The 16,732-nt window shown below is 42.8% G+C and carries 17 protein-coding genes; 13 read left to right on the top strand and 4 right to left on the bottom strand.

Annotated features, from left to right (window positions below; translation table 11 throughout):
- Nucleotides 1-26: 26 nt before the first annotated feature.
- The gene (locus H6G79_RS08110) at nt 27-278 is read left to right on the top strand and encodes a type II toxin-antitoxin system ParD family antitoxin (RefSeq protein WP_190588538.1); all 252 of its coding nucleotides are present in this window, start codon (nt 27-29) and stop codon (nt 276-278) included.
- Between the two features lie 220 nt (nt 279-498).
- Here H6G79_RS08110 and H6G79_RS08115 read toward each other — a convergent pair whose 3' ends face one another.
- Nucleotides 499-1,857, bottom strand: coding sequence for a DUF3370 domain-containing protein (locus tag H6G79_RS08115; RefSeq protein WP_190588537.1), 1,359 nt, complete (start codon nt 1,855-1,857; stop codon nt 499-501).
- A 40-nt stretch (nt 1,858-1,897) separates the two neighbouring features.
- A complete protein-coding gene (locus H6G79_RS08120) occupies nt 1,898-2,410 on the bottom strand; it encodes a peptidase C15 (protein WP_190588536.1) in 513 nt (170 codons plus the stop codon).
- Between the two features lie 58 nt (nt 2,411-2,468).
- Here H6G79_RS08120 and hisH point away from each other — a divergent pair, with 58 nt between their 5' ends.
- From hisH to H6G79_RS08140, 4 genes are all read left to right on the top strand, one after another.
- Nucleotides 2,469-3,104, top strand: a complete 636-nt coding sequence (gene hisH / locus H6G79_RS08125; RefSeq protein ID WP_190588535.1) for an imidazole glycerol phosphate synthase subunit HisH — start codon at nt 2,469-2,471, stop codon at nt 3,102-3,104.
- A gap of 85 nt (nt 3,105-3,189) precedes the next feature.
- Entirely contained in the window at nt 3,190-3,756 is a 567-nt protein-coding gene (gene rsmD, locus H6G79_RS08130; protein ID WP_190588534.1) for a 16S rRNA (guanine(966)-N(2))-methyltransferase RsmD, read from the top strand.
- A 100-nt stretch (nt 3,757-3,856) separates the two neighbouring features.
- On the top strand, nt 3,857-4,111 hold the full coding sequence (locus H6G79_RS08135; RefSeq protein WP_190588533.1) for a type II toxin-antitoxin system ParD family antitoxin: 255 nt from the start codon (nt 3,857-3,859) through the stop codon (nt 4,109-4,111).
- Nucleotides 4,111-4,425 carry a type II toxin-antitoxin system RelE/ParE family toxin gene (locus H6G79_RS08140; RefSeq protein WP_190588532.1) on the top strand — a complete coding sequence of 105 codons (315 nt, stop codon included), beginning with the start codon at nt 4,111-4,113 and terminating at the stop codon, nt 4,423-4,425. The genes H6G79_RS08135 and H6G79_RS08140 overlap by 1 nt, the downstream gene beginning before the upstream one ends.
- Nucleotides 4,426-4,787: 362 nt before the next feature.
- On the opposite strand, the gene petG is transcribed toward H6G79_RS08140, so the two are convergent.
- The gene (gene petG, locus H6G79_RS36640; RefSeq protein WP_010995538.1) at nt 4,788-4,901 is read right to left on the bottom strand and encodes a cytochrome b6-f complex subunit V; all 114 of its coding nucleotides are present in this window, start codon (nt 4,899-4,901) and stop codon (nt 4,788-4,790) included.
- 207 nt (nt 4,902-5,108) lie between these two features.
- Here petG and H6G79_RS08150 point away from each other — a divergent pair, with 207 nt between their 5' ends.
- The 3 genes from H6G79_RS08150 to H6G79_RS08160 all read left to right on the top strand — a co-directional run bounded on the left by H6G79_RS08150 (nt 5,109) and on the right by H6G79_RS08160 (nt 7,242).
- Nucleotides 5,109-5,483: a cytochrome c gene (locus H6G79_RS08150; RefSeq protein WP_190588531.1), complete on the top strand. Its 375-nt coding sequence runs from the start codon at nt 5,109-5,111 to the stop codon at nt 5,481-5,483.
- A 193-nt stretch (nt 5,484-5,676) separates the two neighbouring features.
- Nucleotides 5,677-6,060, top strand: coding sequence for a metal-sensitive transcriptional regulator (locus H6G79_RS08155; RefSeq protein WP_190588530.1), 384 nt, complete (start codon nt 5,677-5,679; stop codon nt 6,058-6,060).
- A 945-nt stretch (nt 6,061-7,005) separates the two neighbouring features.
- Nucleotides 7,006-7,242 (top strand): DUF4327 family protein, encoded by a 237-nt coding sequence (locus tag H6G79_RS08160; RefSeq protein ID WP_062297131.1) that lies wholly within the window; start codon nt 7,006-7,008, stop codon nt 7,240-7,242.
- A 631-nt stretch (nt 7,243-7,873) separates the two neighbouring features.
- Here the strand turns inward: H6G79_RS08160 and H6G79_RS08165 are convergent.
- A complete protein-coding gene (locus tag H6G79_RS08165) occupies nt 7,874-8,938 on the bottom strand; it encodes a LacI family DNA-binding transcriptional regulator (RefSeq protein ID WP_190588529.1) in 1,065 nt (354 codons plus the stop codon).
- Nucleotides 8,939-9,520: 582 nt separating this feature from the next.
- On the opposite strand from H6G79_RS08165, the gene H6G79_RS08170 reads away from it, so the two are divergent.
- From H6G79_RS08170 to H6G79_RS08190, 5 genes are all read left to right on the top strand, one after another.
- Entirely contained in the window at nt 9,521-10,510 is a 990-nt protein-coding gene (locus H6G79_RS08170; protein ID WP_313933898.1) for an ABC transporter substrate-binding protein, read from the top strand.
- Between the two features lie 142 nt (nt 10,511-10,652).
- Nucleotides 10,653-12,206 (top strand): sugar ABC transporter ATP-binding protein, encoded by a 1,554-nt coding sequence (locus tag H6G79_RS08175; RefSeq protein ID WP_190588527.1) that lies wholly within the window; start codon nt 10,653-10,655, stop codon nt 12,204-12,206.
- On the top strand, nt 12,203-13,201 hold the full coding sequence (locus tag H6G79_RS08180; RefSeq protein ID WP_190588526.1) for an ABC transporter permease subunit: 999 nt from the start codon (nt 12,203-12,205) through the stop codon (nt 13,199-13,201). Before H6G79_RS08175 ends, H6G79_RS08180 begins: the two co-directional genes overlap by 4 nt.
- 184 nt (nt 13,202-13,385) lie before the next feature.
- Nucleotides 13,386-14,786 carry a sugar porter family MFS transporter gene (locus H6G79_RS08185; RefSeq protein ID WP_190588525.1) on the top strand — a complete coding sequence of 467 codons (1,401 nt, stop codon included), beginning with the start codon at nt 13,386-13,388 and terminating at the stop codon, nt 14,784-14,786.
- Between the two features lie 316 nt (nt 14,787-15,102).
- A complete protein-coding gene (locus tag H6G79_RS08190; protein ID WP_242048248.1) occupies nt 15,103-16,722 on the top strand; it encodes an iron uptake porin in 1,620 nt (539 codons plus the stop codon).
- Nucleotides 16,723-16,732: the final 10 nt, after the last annotated feature.

Raw genomic sequence — 16,732 nt, forward strand, 5'->3', positions numbered from 1 at the left:
TGGTATTTAAATTTGAGCGATGAATAATGAAATTCAAATTCAACCGAAGACACAAAATATTTATTGAAGAGAAACTCAGTAGCGGTAGGTATCACACTATTGAGGAAATAATTATCGAAGCTTTAGAGCTTTTGGAAGAACATGATAAAAAGTATGAACAATGGTTAGAAGCTGTCCGTAAAAGTGCAGATGTTTCTATTGCTGAATTAGAAAGAGTTGACAACAAATTTTTAATAGCCCAGTTAGAAAGGAAATTACGTCAAGCACTAGAGTCTTAGGGAGTCGGTGCAGAGTGGAAGGGAAGAATTTTTGGCGTTGCTGATTGAGAATATGAATTTGTCTCACGCAAAGGCAAGGCAGCGCGTTGGGCGGGTTTCCCGACTTGTAGCGACTGCCGCGCAAAGGCGCAAAGGTATAAAGAAAAACAAAGGTAGTTTTTGCATTTCATACTCTGATTCACCAACGCCAAATTTTTACTCAGCACTCAGCACTCAGCACTTATCTTTGCGTTGACACAGTTAATACCTGCGGTGGGGTAGCATCTGGTGGATAGAGAAAGTCTACTTCGACTAATCGGCGATCGCTCGGTTTCATATTTAATACTACTAGTGGTTGTCCTGGTTGACCCCGTTTTTGGACTAAATGCACAAATTTGGTTTGTGGCATACCTTTATCATCTTTGTAACGTATCCGCACACTGCCGCGAAAGAAGGTTTGGCGGGCTGGGGTAGCAAAAAAGCGCAGTCCTGGTTTAACTAACTGGTCTTCTTTAATGGGAGTTTGCATCGCCACCGCAACAGTTTTTGGCGTAGCAGTGTTGTTATATAACGGTAACTTCAAGTTGTATTGAATTGCATAGTTACCATGTGCGCGATATGCAGTGTCGGGATAACGGACTAACATTGGCGCACTTTGAATTTGATTCGTCCCCAAAGTTCCGCCGTGTAAGGTACTCAGCGCGTAAGAAACAGCTTGTCCCGGCTGGGGAATTGTCAAAAATCGCGCTTTGGGACTATCTACGATAAATGCACGCCAAAAGGAACCGCCAGCTACCCCGGCGACTCTTCCGTAAATTCTGGGTTTCCCAGTTTCTTCTAAAGGAGTTGGTGTTTTATCTCGTGGTGTGGATAATTCACCGTTATCTAACAAATTTTCCCACTCTGCCAACGTCGGCGCACGTTCACTACCATCAGGATTATCTTTGGCAAACATCGCTAAACTAGCGGCGTAGACTGTACCGTTACTCCGCAAGCGCATTAAAGTCGAACGACCATTTAAAGGCGGTGTTAACCCCTGCACCGGAATTGGAAGATTGAGCAACATTTGACTTTGCTTGGGTGCCAGGACTATTTGTGCCGGGAAAATTGCTTGTCGTCTGCCTCTGATAATATCAGACATGACGCGAGAACCAGGCCCCGCAAATACTTTACCCGCCGCATCTTCGACATAAGGCGGTAGTTCAATAAATGGTGCATCTGGCTGACTTAAATAACTCGCCGCCTGCAAGATATTGACGGTGACTGGTTGGTCAGTCGGGTTATGCAAAATTATACCGAGATAAAGCGATCGCAAATTTTCTGGCGGATCAGCTTTAGCAACATGATGAGCGAAAATATCAAATCTTCCCCGGAAGGGAAAATTTAAATGTGCTGTTGGAACTTTTTTCCCATCCCCAGGAAAAGTAGATAATAAAATCCCTTCCTTCAACACCAATTCTGGACTATTGCTATTAAAAGTTGGCACTGAATCTAACTTTCCTGGTAAGGGTAGAACCTGTTGCGGTTGGACAACTTCTTCTGGTGGCGGTGTGGGAGGTGTGGTTTGTGAAATCAGTAAACTGAGTAAAAATGACAACATATACTTAGGTAATGATTTTTCCTTAAAGACGCACACCATTTTATATGAGTGCCAAATTGTGAATAATTAATAAGAAGTCAGCTAGAACAACCAGCAAATTTTCTTGATTTAACACCGGAACGTGAACAAATATACAACGAGTTGAGAGTTTAGATTGCTGGAGATAGTCAAGAACTGCATAATAAAGACCTTCGCAAACAAATTTACCGCAGTCACTACTAATATCAGTTGCTACTGTTCCCAAAACTAATTTTTCCAAATTAACTGCCGTCGGCAAAAAAATCGCACCTTGATTAGCACCCTCCTCTACACTTAATCTTTGCCGACTAGCAGCCATCCCACAACAGATAATATAATCCGGTTGCAACTCCTCAACTTTTTGAATTACCCAGGAACTAGCCAGCATCACATCTACAGGTAACAGCCGCAGAAATTTTAAATCATGGGGGAGCGATGCAACTTGACTCACTTCTTGTAATAAATCATCCGATGAATTTGAATCTTGATCTCTTAACCAAGTGTCAAAAGAAGTTAATAAAAATCTTTTCTTCATTAGAATTATTATTTAGAATAGAAAAACCCTCCATAATAAATTTACAAGGAGCAGGTCAATGCCAGTTATTGCAGTCGTAGATTACGACATGGGAAATTTGCACTCAGTCTGTAAAGGCATAGAAAAAGCTGGGGCAACTCCCAAGATTACAGATTCTGCTAAAGAGATATCATTGGCGGATGCTGTAGTATTGCCAGGAGTTGGTGCATTTGATCCCGCAGTGCAACATTTAAGAGAACGGAATTTAGAACAACCCATAAAAGATGCGATATCATCTGGCAAACCCTTCTTAGGAATTTGTTTAGGATTGCAAATTTTATTTGAATCAAGTGCGGAAGGAACTCAACCAGGGCTAGGAATTATCAAAGGAAAAGTCCGCCGCTTTCAGCATGAACCAGGAATTACTATTCCTCACATGGGTTGGAACCAACTTGAATTAACCCAAGCAAAAAGCATTTTATGGGAACATTTGCCCGCTAACCCTTGGGTTTATTTTGTGCATTCTTATTATGTTGACCCAACAGATCCGCAAGTCCGGGCTGCAACTGTTACTCACGGTACTCAAACTATCACAGCCGCCATTGCCAAAGAAAATCTCATGGCAGTGCAGTTTCACCCCGAAAAATCCTCTAATATAGGATTGCAAATCCTATCTAATTTTGTTTCTCAAGTGCGTGAACAAATTGCAGCATAGGGTTTGTGATTTGTCATTTGTGATTTGTCATTTGTCCTTGGCAAATGTTGAATGACCAGTGACCAATGACCAATGACCAATAATCATGAGTTTGAGAATTTACGGCAAACGTCCAATTAAAACTTTACCAGGGAAAGAAACCAGACCCACAAGCGCACGGGTAAGAGAAGCTGTTTTTAATATTTGGCAAGGCGAAATTGTTGGTTGTCGCTGGCTAGATTTGTGCGCGGGTAGTGGTTCAATGGGAGCAGAGGCTTTGTGTAGAGGAGCCAGCTTGGTAGTAGGAATTGAACAATCAAGCCGAGCCTGTGCAATTATTCAAGAAAATTGGCAGCAATTAGCCAGCAATGAACAACAATGGCAACTATTACGTGGTGATGTAATTCAGCAGTTAAAAATGTTGTCAGGAAAACAGTTTGACAGAATTTATTTCGATCCACCTTATGCTAGTGGATTATATCAACCTGTGCTAGAAGCGATCGCTAACTATAATTTATTAGATGCCAAGGGTGAAATCGCCGCAGAACACAACCCCCAAGGCTGGACACCGCCAGTAATACCCAATTGGGAAATATCTCGCCAAAAAGTTTACGGTAACACCGCCTTAACTTTCTACAGAGTTATCGACTCTGATGTGATTAACGAACCGTGAACTGACACCCCCAAAGCAAAGAAACTTTTTGCATAACTCAAGTAACACAGTTCATAATAGTTATGAACTGTGTGGCGATAAATGCAGAAGGTGGTTGCTCATGTTCAAACTTAATATTTCGCTTCCTGAGCAATTGCAAGAATTTCTAGAGCAACAGGTTGTGACTGGTGGCTACGCTAATACCAATGAATATATTAATCATCTCATCCGTCAAGAACAAGAGCGAATTGCCCAGAAACATTTAGAATCAATGCTAATCGAAGGTATTGAAAGTGGAGAAGTTGTGGAAATAACAGACGAGTGGTGGGAACAAAAACGCGCCAGATTAGTTGAACAACTACATCAAAAACAGTAATGACAAGACGTATTGTTGTTACACCTAAAGCAAGCTTAGATATTGATGAACACTTTGCTTACATTGCGCTAGAAAACTCAGAAGCTGCATTACAATTTTTTGACTCTGCACGTCAGACCTTTGCTCAGTTGTCACGTATGCCTGGAATTGGTAGCTTATGTTTATTGGATAATCCAAGTTTGCAAGGGTTACGTAAATGGCCAGTGAAGGGTTTTAAGAGATACCTAATTTTTTATTTTGAGCGGGAGGATAGCATCGAAATTGTGCGACTTCTCTATGCTGGGCGCAATATTGAAAGGATTTTGGAACAATAGTAAATTTTGTAAGCTATTAAGCACTTAGTTTGCAGTTTAGACCGCAGGGGAGCAGAGGGGCAGAGGGGCAGAGGGGCAGAGGAGAGAGTTTAAGTCATTTATGTACAATTTCAATAGTGCAGCTTAAATGCTGATTAGCTTAGTAAGTTAAATTTCCTCAAAATGGGCGGTTAGAAACCGCAGCTACACCGACAAAAACCGCATATATAGGTTTATAGTCTTTGATTTTCTTGTTCTTCCGTATAAACGGACTTAGTTTGTGTAGCTGCGAATTCTATTCGCCTTGATAGCTTAGGACAGCAACAGATGAGAAAACATAGACCCCGCAAGGTTTATAACCCTGTTACCTGTCCCCTGCTATATCAACCACCCAACTCGTTGGGACGCTTGTATTGTTTGTATGCAGCGTAGAATAAACCAGCGAGAGTTACAACAATTAGACCAAGCACAATACCAGAAAGCAGGGGTTCAACCACTTTAAATCTCCTGTTTGCAATTATTAACGATTTATATCCCGTTTTTGATTTTACCAAATTACGGCGAATCCCGCTTGCAGCAGTGTTTTTGAGCTATACCCGCTTGTAAGAAAATAGTCACCTGTGCTTGCGGTACAAATCAAGAACTTTTAAGCTATGTGTAGGAAATGAAAAATTTTATAACCTTACACTTTCACAGCAAACCTTTTGGATAACCAGATTACCAAACCTGAACTTCTGATGCAGCGTATCGTCTTATTAGCTCTAGCGATACTGCTATCAATCCCTTTGGGCATCTTTGGTGTTCAAATGGTACAAGCCTCAGACCCCTACGTTAAAACCGTTCTTTCCTTGGCTGGAGACACAGTTCAGGGAAATGCAATCTTTCAAATTAACTGTGCTGGTTGTCATGGTTGGCAAGCAGATGGGCGAGTCGGCCCCAGTTTACAAGCTGTTTCTAAACGTAAATCTCCTTATAAGTTGATTCACCAAGTGATTAGCGGTGAAACGCCGCCTATGCCAAAATTTCAGCCTAGTCCTCAAGAAATGGCAGACCTTTTGAGCTTTTTGGAAACCTTATAATAGTTTACATATCTTAAAAAATAAAGACTTATATGAAAGATGGATAATTGAACTACTGGAAAAAGCGATCGCTCAACTGAAAGTTATACCTGACCAAGTAACTAAATACTGCGATCGCACCTCAGAGTAAATAGAAATAACACCTACTCACCCCTCTAGGCTAGGATCTTAGTACTGCCAGTGCTTCAATACCATGAATGGATCAAACCGATTAAAGTCAGAATCCTTGCCTATCTCTCAGTCAACCGAAAACTTCCACTCCCACGATATAGATCATCATGAGCATGGAGAGTCCCATCATTCTCATGTTCATAGTGAAGAGTCTTTACGCAAAATTGTGAATCGGTTGTCACGCATAGAAGGACATATTCGCGGTATTAAAACAATGGTGCAACAAAGCAGTCCTTGTCCTGATGTATTATTGCAGATTGCCGCAGTTAGAGGCGCATTAGATCGAGTCGCCCGCATTGTCTTAGATGAACACTTGACTGAATGTATTGCCAGAGCAGCGCAAGATGGCAATATAGATGTTGAAATTGAGCAGTTAAAAGCGGCTTTAGATCGATTTATGCCTTAATCTTTCTTTTGCCGTTACTCAGGTGGTGAAAAAACTGAAATTTCAAGCTTGTTACAAATCTCAATATATTTTGACTGCCAGGAATTTTCCGTCAGCGAAAATTAATAACTCAATAAAAATTCATCTTTTTGGGTTCAAGTCTCTATCTTATTTCTGATGCAGTAAGACGAAAAATCAAGGGTTTTGGCGAGGGTGTCGGGGTACAGGGGTTTGGGGGTGTATGTATCTAAAACCCTTACGCCAGACACCCTTACACCCTTACACCCAATCTTTATAGACAATCTTGGTGCGTAAGTCCTGTACTGATTCAAAACCCTTACACCGTTCGGCTGACGCTCACGGCGAAGCCCCACACCCTTAAACCCAATCATTAGTGCGCGAATTACAGCCATAAATCTTGCCACAGTGCTGTAATTAACAAACTCAACTGTAGTTATTTTTTAAGAAATAATTAATATATGAGGCTGTGCAAGTTTTCGTGGTGTACGTTAGCGCATATATTTTGCAACAGTTTATACTTCAATTCTTACCGAAACACTTTTCGGGTATTTTAGCTATGAACCTACATCAGCATTTTTAAATTAGACTTGCTGGTGATTGATTACATAACTAAATTTACAGTATGAACTATGACCGTCTGCTGAATTATGCTTGAAGGCCGTTGCAGTGAAGCTTTAGAACTTCTTTAAGGCAGATAAAACAACCTTTACAAGAGGTCAATTTCACTACAATGGGATTTTTTGTATTAACTATATGGAAGATAAATGTCAGAAAACGTTGACTTTTGCAACATTTCTTTAGATAATTTGAGGGGATGTAGCGTCAAAATGAAATAAGTTCCGTATAGCAAAATACAAAACCCTAGCTACAAGTCTAATCTCTGTCATGTTTGTTTCCCATGATAAGTGGGAATACTATCTACGTATAAATGTGTGAGAACAAATCATGAGTGTGAATACGGTGCCCTCTATCAATTACTACTCTCTAGATGTAATCCAAGACGAAGCACGCCGACTGGTGCAGAAGGGGATGGTTAGCCGACAACAGCCAATATATACACTCTGCCAATACATCCCAGCAAGAGAGTGGGTGTGCGTTGAATGTGAGTTGGAAAAATGCGATTTTCTATTGCGCGATCGCATTGGCGACCTCATTGGTCGTGAACAATGGGACAATGACTAATCCGTCTATGATTTCGGATTTTGGATTGGGAGTATATTTTTTGGATGTTTAACTTAGACACAGAAAAATCTACCGCCCACCTCACTGAAGCTATAGCTATAGTCTCTAGTTTTTTACTACAAATATTCCCTGATCCAGAGTCTTCTATTATTTTTCTTGGCAAATAAACATTGCAGAACCATTAAAGTTTGATTTAAACAACTTTTCTCAGCAGCATTGACGAAATCATAGCCTACAGTGAATTTATCAAGAAAAGTTGTTGCGTAAATCCACTTCCAAGACTGTGAATATTTTATTTAAATTAACTTACCGGAGCGGTGTTTTATATCTAACTGCTCCGGTAATTTTTTTGGAGAGACGGAGTTTAACTCAGAGACAAGGAAGACAAGGAGGAGAGGGGAGATAAGGGAGAGAGATGTTTGTGAATCATTGAGAATTGCTCTGTTACCTGTCACCTGTCATCTGTCACCTGTCACGAGTAGGAAGTAGAGAAAAATATTCTACGGTTTTTACACAGATGTGTCGATATATAAAAAATCGCCAGAACAAGATATTACGCACAAAAATCATCAAAGCAGCTCACAAATAACCGTAAAGTTTTTGTTACATACTTATAAACTTTACCACCAAGCTAGATTTTTACCTCAATATAATTACTGATTTTTTTAGCTTGACTGACTTTGGTAGTACTACCCCGTTTGACTAAAAATGGCGATAGAAGAATATTGTCTACAGCTTTTTCTTCAAATAAGTCAAGCAACATAGTCATAGCCAATTCGCCCATTTCTACCATACGCTGACTGACTGTTGTGAGTGGTGGTGTGATGTAACTGGCAAGCGCAATATTATCAAATCCCACAAGGCTCAAATCTTGTGGGACGGAAATACCTAATTCTTTACAAGCCAAAAGAGCGCCAACGGCAACCATATCGTTGTAGCAAAAAATGCCAGTTACGCCAGCCGCTACTAATTGGGGTAGGAGTTGTTTACCGATATCAAAATCACTGATTGTTTGACTGTCTCGCTGGGGAATTGCTACCCAATCTTGATTTGCTGGTAACTCTGCTTGAGATAGCGCCAGTTGATATCCTTCTAGGCGTTGTTGGTCGGCTTTGCTACCATCACCTACTCCTAAATAGCCGATTCGAGTGTGTCCTAAATCTAGGAGATGTTCTACGGCTACACAGCCACCTAAGCGATCGTCGATGGCGACGGAGTTAAAGGTTTCGTGTTGATCTTCCGTATCGATGTTAATTAGAACTGTTGGCACAGTAAATTGCGTTAACTGCTGGTTATAGTGTTTGCCAACGCGGGAATCAGCAACTAAAATTCCATCTACTCGGCGGTAGTGGAAATTCTCAATAGCGGCTATTTCTTGGTCAAAATTTCCATGTGACGCATTTAATAACACATTCAAGCCGGCTTTTCTGGCTACTTGTTCAATTCCTTCGACTAGTTCACCAAAAAAGGGATCGGCGATGGATGTAACAATTACCCCAACAGTATAAGTGCGCTGATTTTGTAAACTTTGGGCGATCGCATTCGGCACATAATTCATTTCCTGCGCTAGTTTTTTGATTTCTTCCCGTACTTTGGCACTAATTAACGGACTGTCTCGTAAAGCGCGTGAAACTGTGGAATGAGAAACGCCTGCTTTGCGAGCAATATCTTCAATGGAAATCTTTCGTTTACTCATATTGACCACTGCTGTAGATGAGAAGGACAAACTCGAATTTCTCACGTATGGGTAGCGGGTGTGGAAAGTGTGGGGAGAGAGGGAAGAGAGGGGAGTGTGGGGGGAAAGATTTCTTCTCCATCCTCCCAAACCTCCCACCCCTCCCACACCTCCCACACCCCTAGATTTCTCTCTTGTGAGAAATCCAGGACTGGCGGCTGGATTTTGCATTTTGGTTCAGTAACTTAAATAAAATTAACACATTTTTTATGCACAGGTGTGCAAAAATAAAAATCATCAGTTATGCACACCTGTGCATAAAACCAATTTACAACTTAAGAACATCAGATTTCACAACAGTTTCTTGATTGAGAAAATGTTGCGGAAATTTGAATTATGGGTGGAAGTCTTCAGATTCTTACCCTTTGCGCCCTGCACCCTGCTCTCTCCCCTGAAGCCTCTTCTGGGAAAGGGGAAGCGAATATCTATCGTTAGGAGAACGCAGGAAACAGGAGGTAGGCGGCAAAATTAAAAGATGATCTCAGTTAGATTAACATTTATACACATATTTCGAGTTTTACAAACTGTTTTATTAGGATGTAGGTGAATGTGAACAAGAAAACAATCGCAGCGACTTTATTAAGTATTGTCAGTGGTACTTTAGTCAGCTGCACCAATGTTTCTCCCAACACTGAAGCAAAAAATGTATCTGATATAAGTACACACAACACTAAATTACGATCTGTTGGTGTCACCCTGGGCGATTTAAGTAATCCTTTCTTTGTTGTCATGGCCCAGGGTGCAGAGAAAGAAGCCAAGAAAATTGGCGGTAATGATGTCAGAGTTACTGTTGTTTCTAGTGGCTATGACTTGAATCAGCAATTTAATCAAATTGAAAATTTTGTGGCGGCGAATACTGACATGATTATTCTCAACGCGGCTGATAGTAAAGCTATTAGACCAGCAGTTGACCAAGCCAGAAAAGCAGGCAAGATTGTAATTGCGGTAGACACAGGCGTAGACGCAGAGGTAGATGCTACCGTCACTACCAATAATGTGCAAGCCGGAGAAATCAGCTGTCAATATATTGCCGATCGCCTCAAAGGTAAAGGTAATGTTGTCATAGTCAACGGGCCGCCAGTAGCTTCTGTAATTCAGCGAGTGGATGGTTGCTTGAAAGTATTAGCCAAATATCCCGATATCAAAATCCTTTCTAAAGACCAGAACGCCGAAGGTAGCCGGGATGGGGGACTGAGAGTGATGAGCGATATTCTGGTAACTTTCCCCAAAATTGATGCTGTTTTTGCCATCAACGATCCTAGTGGCGTGGGAGTAGATTTAGCCGCCAACCAAGCCAAACGCAAAGAATTTTTCATTGTCGGAGTGGATGGTGCGCCAGAAGCAATCGAAGCGATCGCTGCTAACGATAGCCTATATGCTGCTACCGCCACTCAAAATCCTAGAGGGATGACAGCAACCGCAGTGCAAGTTGGCAACGATATTTTAAACGGCAAAAAACCCGCATCACCCGATATATTGATTCCCGCCAAGTTGATTACGAAAGAGAACGTTAGTACTTCTACTGGTTGGTAGGGAATTGGGGGATAAGGCGGACAAGGGAGACAAGGGGGAGAAATATTAACTCAACACGTACACTGAGCGTTCGCGCAGCGTCTCCGTCAGGAGAAGTCGAAGTGTACAACACTCAGCACTCACAACTCAGCACTTAATAATCATGACTACAAATATTCAAACTGATTTTCTGCCGGCTTCTACAGCCATTCCTGTATTAGAAATGCAGGGGATTGCCAAACGATTTCATGGTGTTCCGGCTTTGCAAGGTGTAAATCTGACCATTTATCCCGGCGAAGTTCACGCCCTGATGGGTGAAAATGGCGCAGGTAAAAGCACATTAATGAAAATTCTCGCTGGGGCTTACATTGCGGATGAAGGGGAGATTCGCATTAATGGTCAACCGGTGAAAATTACCGACCCAGGGACAGCCAGACAAGCTGGTATTAATCTGATTTATCAAGAATTGAATGTCGCACCCAACTTAAGCGTTACCGAAAACATATTTATGGGGAGCGAGTTGCAGAGGGGTCAATTTTTAGACCGCAAAACAATGGAACTCGAAGCCCAGCAGGTGCTAGACAGCTTGGGAGCGACTTTTACACCACAAACTATTGTTGGCACATTAGCGATCGCTGAACAACAGCAAGTCGAAATTGCCAGGGCGCTGAAAGATAACAGCCGGATTTTGGTGATGGATGAGCCGACCGCCGCCTTATCTGACCGCGAGACGGAACGCTTGTTTGAAGTGATTCGCAAACTCCGCAACGATGGCATTGCCATTATCTATATTAGTCATCGGATGGAAGAAATTTATGCGTTGGCTGACCGGATTAGTGTGTTGCGTGATGGTCAATATATTGGCAGTTTGACTCGTGATGAAATTTCGCCCCAGCGATTAGTACAAATGATGGTCGGTCGTTCCATGCAGGACTTCTACGAACATCAACGACAAAAGAATCCTGGTGCAGTAGTGCTGGAAGTTAGAAATATTACTGACGGACGCAAAATTCAGCCGACGAGTTTTCAACTGCGGGCTGGGGAAATTTTGGGATTATCTGGGTTGGTGGGTGCGGGACGGACAGAAGTATCGCGGTTAATTTTTGGTGCTGACCGCAAAGTTAGTGGTGAAATATTTTTAAATGGCAAAAAATTAGAGATTCATTCCCCCACTGATGCGATCGCCGCAGGTATTGGTTACGTCCCAGAAGACCGCAAAGACCAAGGTTTATTTCTAGAAATGAGTTCCCGAAAAAATATTGGTCTGAATAGACTCAAGCAAGATGCCAACCTGGGCATTGTGAACTGGGGTTCAGTTAATAAGATTGCCACAGAAGCCGTCGAAAACTTCCATATCCGACTAGCTAACTTAGAAATTCGCGCCGTGGATTTATCTGGAGGGAATCAACAAAAACTCCTGCTGGCGCGGTGGTTAGCTATTAACCCCAGAGTCTTGATGCTAGATGAACCAACACGCGGCGTAGATATTGGGGCGAAAAGCGAAATTTACCGAATTATCAGTGACTTAGCCGCCCAAGGAGTCGCAATTCTCATGGTTTCTAGCGAACTGCCCGAAATTGTCGGGATGAGCGATCGCGTTTTAGTCATGCGCGAAGGAAAGTTAGTCGGCGAACTCGACGACACCCCAGGCAAAGAAATCACCCAAGAAAACATTATGCACTGTGCAACTGGAGCATCGGAGGTAACAGCATCATGAGTCAAGCCTTAAGACCTGTCAACAACAGACCTAACCAAAATGCCGCAGCCAGTCGGCGTAAAGCCATCAATAACTTTTTGCAAGTTGCTGGTATTTTACCGATTCTCGTCATTATCTGTATTTTATTTTCCCTGCTGAGTCCCAACTTTTTCACCGCAGGTAACGCCGTCAATATCTTACGTCAGGCATCTATTAATATAGTGCTGGCAACAGGCATGACATTTGTGATTCTTACTGGCGGGATTGACCTTTCCGTAGGTTCTATCTTGGCTGTATCTGCTGTAGTTGCAGTGTTAGTCTCTCTCATCCCTGTCTTGGGTTGGTTAGCTGTTCCGGCTGCTTTATTGACAGGATTATGTCTGGGTTTACTCAACGGTGCATTAATCACCTATTTGGATGTTCCACCGTTTATTGTCACCTTGGGTTCATTAACAGCCTTACGGGGTGCTGCTTATTTAGTAGCTAATGGCACAACCGTTATTAACCGCAACATCAACTTTGCTTGGATAGGTAATAGCTACGTCGGCCCCTTGCCTTGCTTAGTTATCCTCGCTTTATTAACAGTGGCTGTGAGTTGGTTTGTACTGAGACAGACAGTTTTGGGTGTCCAGATATACGCTGTTGGTGGTAACGAACGAGCCGCCAGATTAACAGGTATAAAGGTCAATCGGGTGTTGTTGTTTGTGTATGGCGTAAGTGGATTGCTGGCAGGTTTAGCCGGAGTGATGAGTGCTAGTCGCCTGTACAGTGCTACAGGGATGTTAGGACAAGGTTATGAACTAGATGCGATCGCTGCCGTTATCCTTGGCGGAACCAGCTTTACAGGTGGTATTGGCACAATCGGCGGCACACTCTTGGGTGCATTAATCATTGCTGTCCTCAACAACGGTTTGACCCTACTAAATATGTCTTACTTCTGGCAACTCGTTGTGAAAGGCTTAGTCATCATTGCCGCAGTCATGATTGATAGACTCCGCAGACGTTCCCGACGGTAAAAGAAAGCAGGAGGCAGAAAGGCAAATGTTTCAACTCTTTGTCTCTCCTCTCTGCGCCTCCGCTTACTGAGTGCAGCGCCGCCTGAGCCTGTCGTTCGCGTAGCGTCTCCGGCAGGAGAAGGGTCGAAGTATGCGTCGCTGCGTGAATAACTCATAATCTTATTCCCCAACACCAAATACAACCATGACATCCACCACAACTCGTCGTAAATCTAACAACTTTTATGTAATTTTAATTGCTGGTGCTGCTGCCCTGGGTGGCTTTCTGTTCGGGTTTGATACCGCCGTGATTAACGGTGCAGTTGCAGCCCTGACAACAGCTTTCAACGCCAACAGTCTCCAAACTGGTTTAGCAGTATCCTTAGCATTATTAGGTTCGGCCGTAGGAGCCTTTTATGCGGGAAAGATTGCCGATCGCTATGGTCGAGTCAAAGCAATGGTAGTAGCCTCCGTATTATTTACCATTAGTGCTATCGGTTCAGGGCTACCCTTTACCATTTGGGATTTTACCTTTTGGCGGGTGTTGGGTGGGTTAGCGGTTGGTGCAGCCAGTGTCATTGCCCCAGCTTACATTGCGGAATGTTCCCCTAGTCAATTACGGGGTAGATTGGGATCTCTGCAACAACTAGCAATTGTTGTAGGAATTTTCATCGCCCTGCTATGCGACTACTTTATAGCAGTATCAGCAGGTTCCGCCGAGTCACCGTTTTTGTTTGGTATAGATGCTTGGCGGTGGATGTTTTGGACAGAAATTCCGCCGGCGGTGTTGTATGGTATGGCTGCTTTAATGATTCCTGAATCACCCCGCTATTTAGTAGCCCAAGGACGAGAACCAGAAGCCGCCAATGTGTTGAATAAAATTATCGGGGGTAACGTCCTCGCCAAAATCGAAGAAATTCGCCAAACAGTGATGCGGGAACGGGAACCGCAATTTTCTGACCTTTTACGCCGGAGTGGCGGACTTCTCCCGATAGTTTGGGTTGGTATCGGTATATCTTTACTTCAACAATTCGTCGGTATTAACGTCATTTTTTACTACAGCAGTGTTTTATGGCAGGCTGTTGGTTTTTCTGAAAAAGATTCCCTTAGCATCACAGTAATTACAGGTGCGGTAAATATTATTACTACATTAGTAGCGATCGCCTTTGTAGATAAATTTGGTCGCAAACCCCTATTGATTCTCGGCTCAATTGGTATGACCTTGACCTTGGGAACAATGGCATCGATTTTCGGTACTGCGCCATTAGATGCGACTGGAAATCCCAGCCTGACCGGAAGTGCAGGTCTTGTCGCTCTTGTTGCAGCGAACCTCTATGTATTTTGCTTCGGTTTCTCCTGGGGGCCAGTCACCTGGGTACTTTTAGGCGAAATGTTTAACAATAAAATTCGCGCCGCAGCACTTTCTGTTGCAGCCGCGATGCAGTGGGTAGCTAATTTCGCTGTTTCCACATCATTTCCTCCGATTTTGCAATATTTCGGCTTGGGTGCAGCCTACGGACTTTATACCACTGCGGCCGCTATCTCATTATTTTTCGTCCTCTTTTTTATCAAGGAAACCAAAGGTATGGAATTAGAAGATATGTAATTACGCCAGGGAATAGGGAACAGTTTTCAGATTCTCTATTCCCTCCATAGCGGTTCTCACTTCAGTCAGAATCATTAACCGCAGATAAAAGCTTTCACATCAATAACCTGTGCTGTTATTGCAGACATATAAATCAGTGAGAAATTAATAGAAAGTTGAGTTTTTAAGTCCAGAGAATCTATCGATTTACACAAAAACTCTGTGAAACTCTCTTTCCTCTGCGTTCTCTGCGCCTCTGTGGTTCGTTCAATTTGCCTCCTGCCATATCAGTCGAAATCTCTCAAGCTCAGATACAGCCAGAGGTTTCTAATTTACCATGCAGATTTTTACTACACCATACACCATGTTGAAACATCTTTTGTACAGTTTTTCCCTTCTACTCTTAGCCTCTCCAGCAGTCTTGGCAGAGACTATAGATAATACTCACACACTAAAAGAACAAGTCACATCGGTGTCGCAATTTGCTGATGTACAGCCAACAGATTGGGCATTTACAGCCTTGCAATCATTAGTAGAACGTTACGGTTGTATCGCAGGTTATCCGAATTATACTTATCGCGGTAATCGTGCCTTAACGCGGTACGAATTTGCTGCCGGTTTAAATGCTTGCTTAGACCATATCAACGAGTTAATTGCCACATCTACTAGTGAACTAGTTAACAAAGAAGACTTAGCAGTATTGCAAAAGTTACAGACAGACTTTGCCACCGAATTAAACACCATACGAGGTCGGATAGATAATTTAGAAGCGCGGACAAACACTTTAGAACAACAGCAATTTTCTACGACCACCAGGTTAAATGCTCAAATTATTACGGCTGTGAGTGATACCTTTGGTAACAAAGTAGGTGGTACAAAAGATGAAACTAACCCATTCTTGGCAACTCGCGGTCGTTTGAATTTAGAAAGTAGTTTTACAGGCAAAGATTTACTGCGAGTCCGGCTGGAATTTGGTAACTTTACGAATACCAATGGTTCTAGTCAAGTGGCGGCGGCCACAGGCACAGGGATGACACGCTTGAACTTCGATTTTGATAGTAACAATACCCTGTTTGTACCCCATGTTCGTTATTACTTCCCGGTGAGTGATTCCCTCTCCTTTGTAGTTGGCCCTACCGGCATTGGTTATACAGATATTTCCAGCACAGTCACACCTGCGAGTATTGCTGATGATGGTAATGGAGTACTTTCACTGTTTGGTTCGTATAGCCCTATATTCCGTAGAGGTGGCGGTGGTGTGGGCGCTAACTGGAATATTACTCAAGACTTGGTGCTGACTTTGGGCTATTTAGCCAGCAGTCCGAATAACCCAACCGAGAAAAACGGCCTATTTGATGGTGGTTATAACGCCCTGGCACATTTGGTTTATCATGGTCAAAAAGGCGCTGTGGGTATAGCTTACTCTCATGGTTATAGCCCTGGTGGCGTAGTTGATCTCACGGGTGGGACGGGAAGCGTTTTAGCAACCTCTCCGTTTGGGAATAGTATTGCCACTGCTAACAGTATTGTGGGGATGCAAGGATACTATCGCTTTTCCCCAAATTTCCAGGTTCATGCTTGGGGTGGATATATTTGGGCGACTGCCAAAAACTCTGGTTTCAGCGATATTTCTAATGGGCGGGGTAGTACAGATTCTTTGTTTGTCAATAGTGGCGACAATGCTAATGCGTGGTTTGGGGCAATTGGAATGTCATTTCCTGATGTGGGGGGTAAGGGTAATCTCCCAGGAATTATTTTTGGTTTACCACCGCGAGTTGCTCACAGTGATGTCCGTCAAGAAGGAGATAACTCTTACCACATCGAAGCATTTTATCGCTGGCGACTGAACAATAATATATCGGTGACTCCTGGTTTTTGGGTAATTCTCAACCCAGAAAACAACCGCAATAACGATACTCAATATGTTGGAGTTGTTCGTACAACCTTTGATTTTTGAACTCAATGAT

The sequence above is a fragment of the Anabaena sp. FACHB-83 genome, assembly GCF_014697485.1.
Classification (GTDB): Bacteria; Cyanobacteriota; Cyanobacteriia; order Cyanobacteriales; family Nostocaceae; genus Nostoc_B.

Bases quoted from the DNA above. Each gene is read 5' to 3' on its own strand.
- H6G79_RS08110 (WP_190588538.1), top strand. From the start codon at position 27: ATGAAATTCAAATTCAACCGAAGACACAAAATATTTATTGAAGAGAAA.
- H6G79_RS08115 (WP_190588537.1), bottom strand. From the start codon at position 1,857: ATGTTGTCATTTTTACTCAGTTTACTGATTTCACAAACCACACCTCCC.
- H6G79_RS08120 (WP_190588536.1), bottom strand. From the start codon at position 2,410: ATGAAGAAAAGATTTTTATTAACTTCTTTTGACACTTGGTTAAGAGAT.
- hisH (WP_190588535.1), top strand. From the start codon at position 2,469: ATGCCAGTTATTGCAGTCGTAGATTACGACATGGGAAATTTGCACTCA.
- rsmD (WP_190588534.1), top strand. From the start codon at position 3,190: ATGAGTTTGAGAATTTACGGCAAACGTCCAATTAAAACTTTACCAGGG.
- H6G79_RS08135 (WP_190588533.1), top strand. From the start codon at position 3,857: ATGTTCAAACTTAATATTTCGCTTCCTGAGCAATTGCAAGAATTTCTA.
- H6G79_RS08140 (WP_190588532.1), top strand. From the start codon at position 4,111: ATGACAAGACGTATTGTTGTTACACCTAAAGCAAGCTTAGATATTGAT.
- H6G79_RS08155 (WP_190588530.1), top strand. From the start codon at position 5,677: ATGAATGGATCAAACCGATTAAAGTCAGAATCCTTGCCTATCTCTCAG.
- H6G79_RS08160 (WP_062297131.1), top strand. From the start codon at position 7,006: ATGAGTGTGAATACGGTGCCCTCTATCAATTACTACTCTCTAGATGTA.
- H6G79_RS08165 (WP_190588529.1), bottom strand. From the start codon at position 8,938: ATGAGTAAACGAAAGATTTCCATTGAAGATATTGCTCGCAAAGCAGGC.
- H6G79_RS08175 (WP_190588527.1), top strand. From the start codon at position 10,653: ATGACTACAAATATTCAAACTGATTTTCTGCCGGCTTCTACAGCCATT.
- H6G79_RS08180 (WP_190588526.1), top strand. From the start codon at position 12,203: ATGAGTCAAGCCTTAAGACCTGTCAACAACAGACCTAACCAAAATGCC.
- H6G79_RS08185 (WP_190588525.1), top strand. From the start codon at position 13,386: ATGACATCCACCACAACTCGTCGTAAATCTAACAACTTTTATGTAATT.
- H6G79_RS08190 (WP_242048248.1), top strand. From the start codon at position 15,103: ATGCAGATTTTTACTACACCATACACCATGTTGAAACATCTTTTGTAC.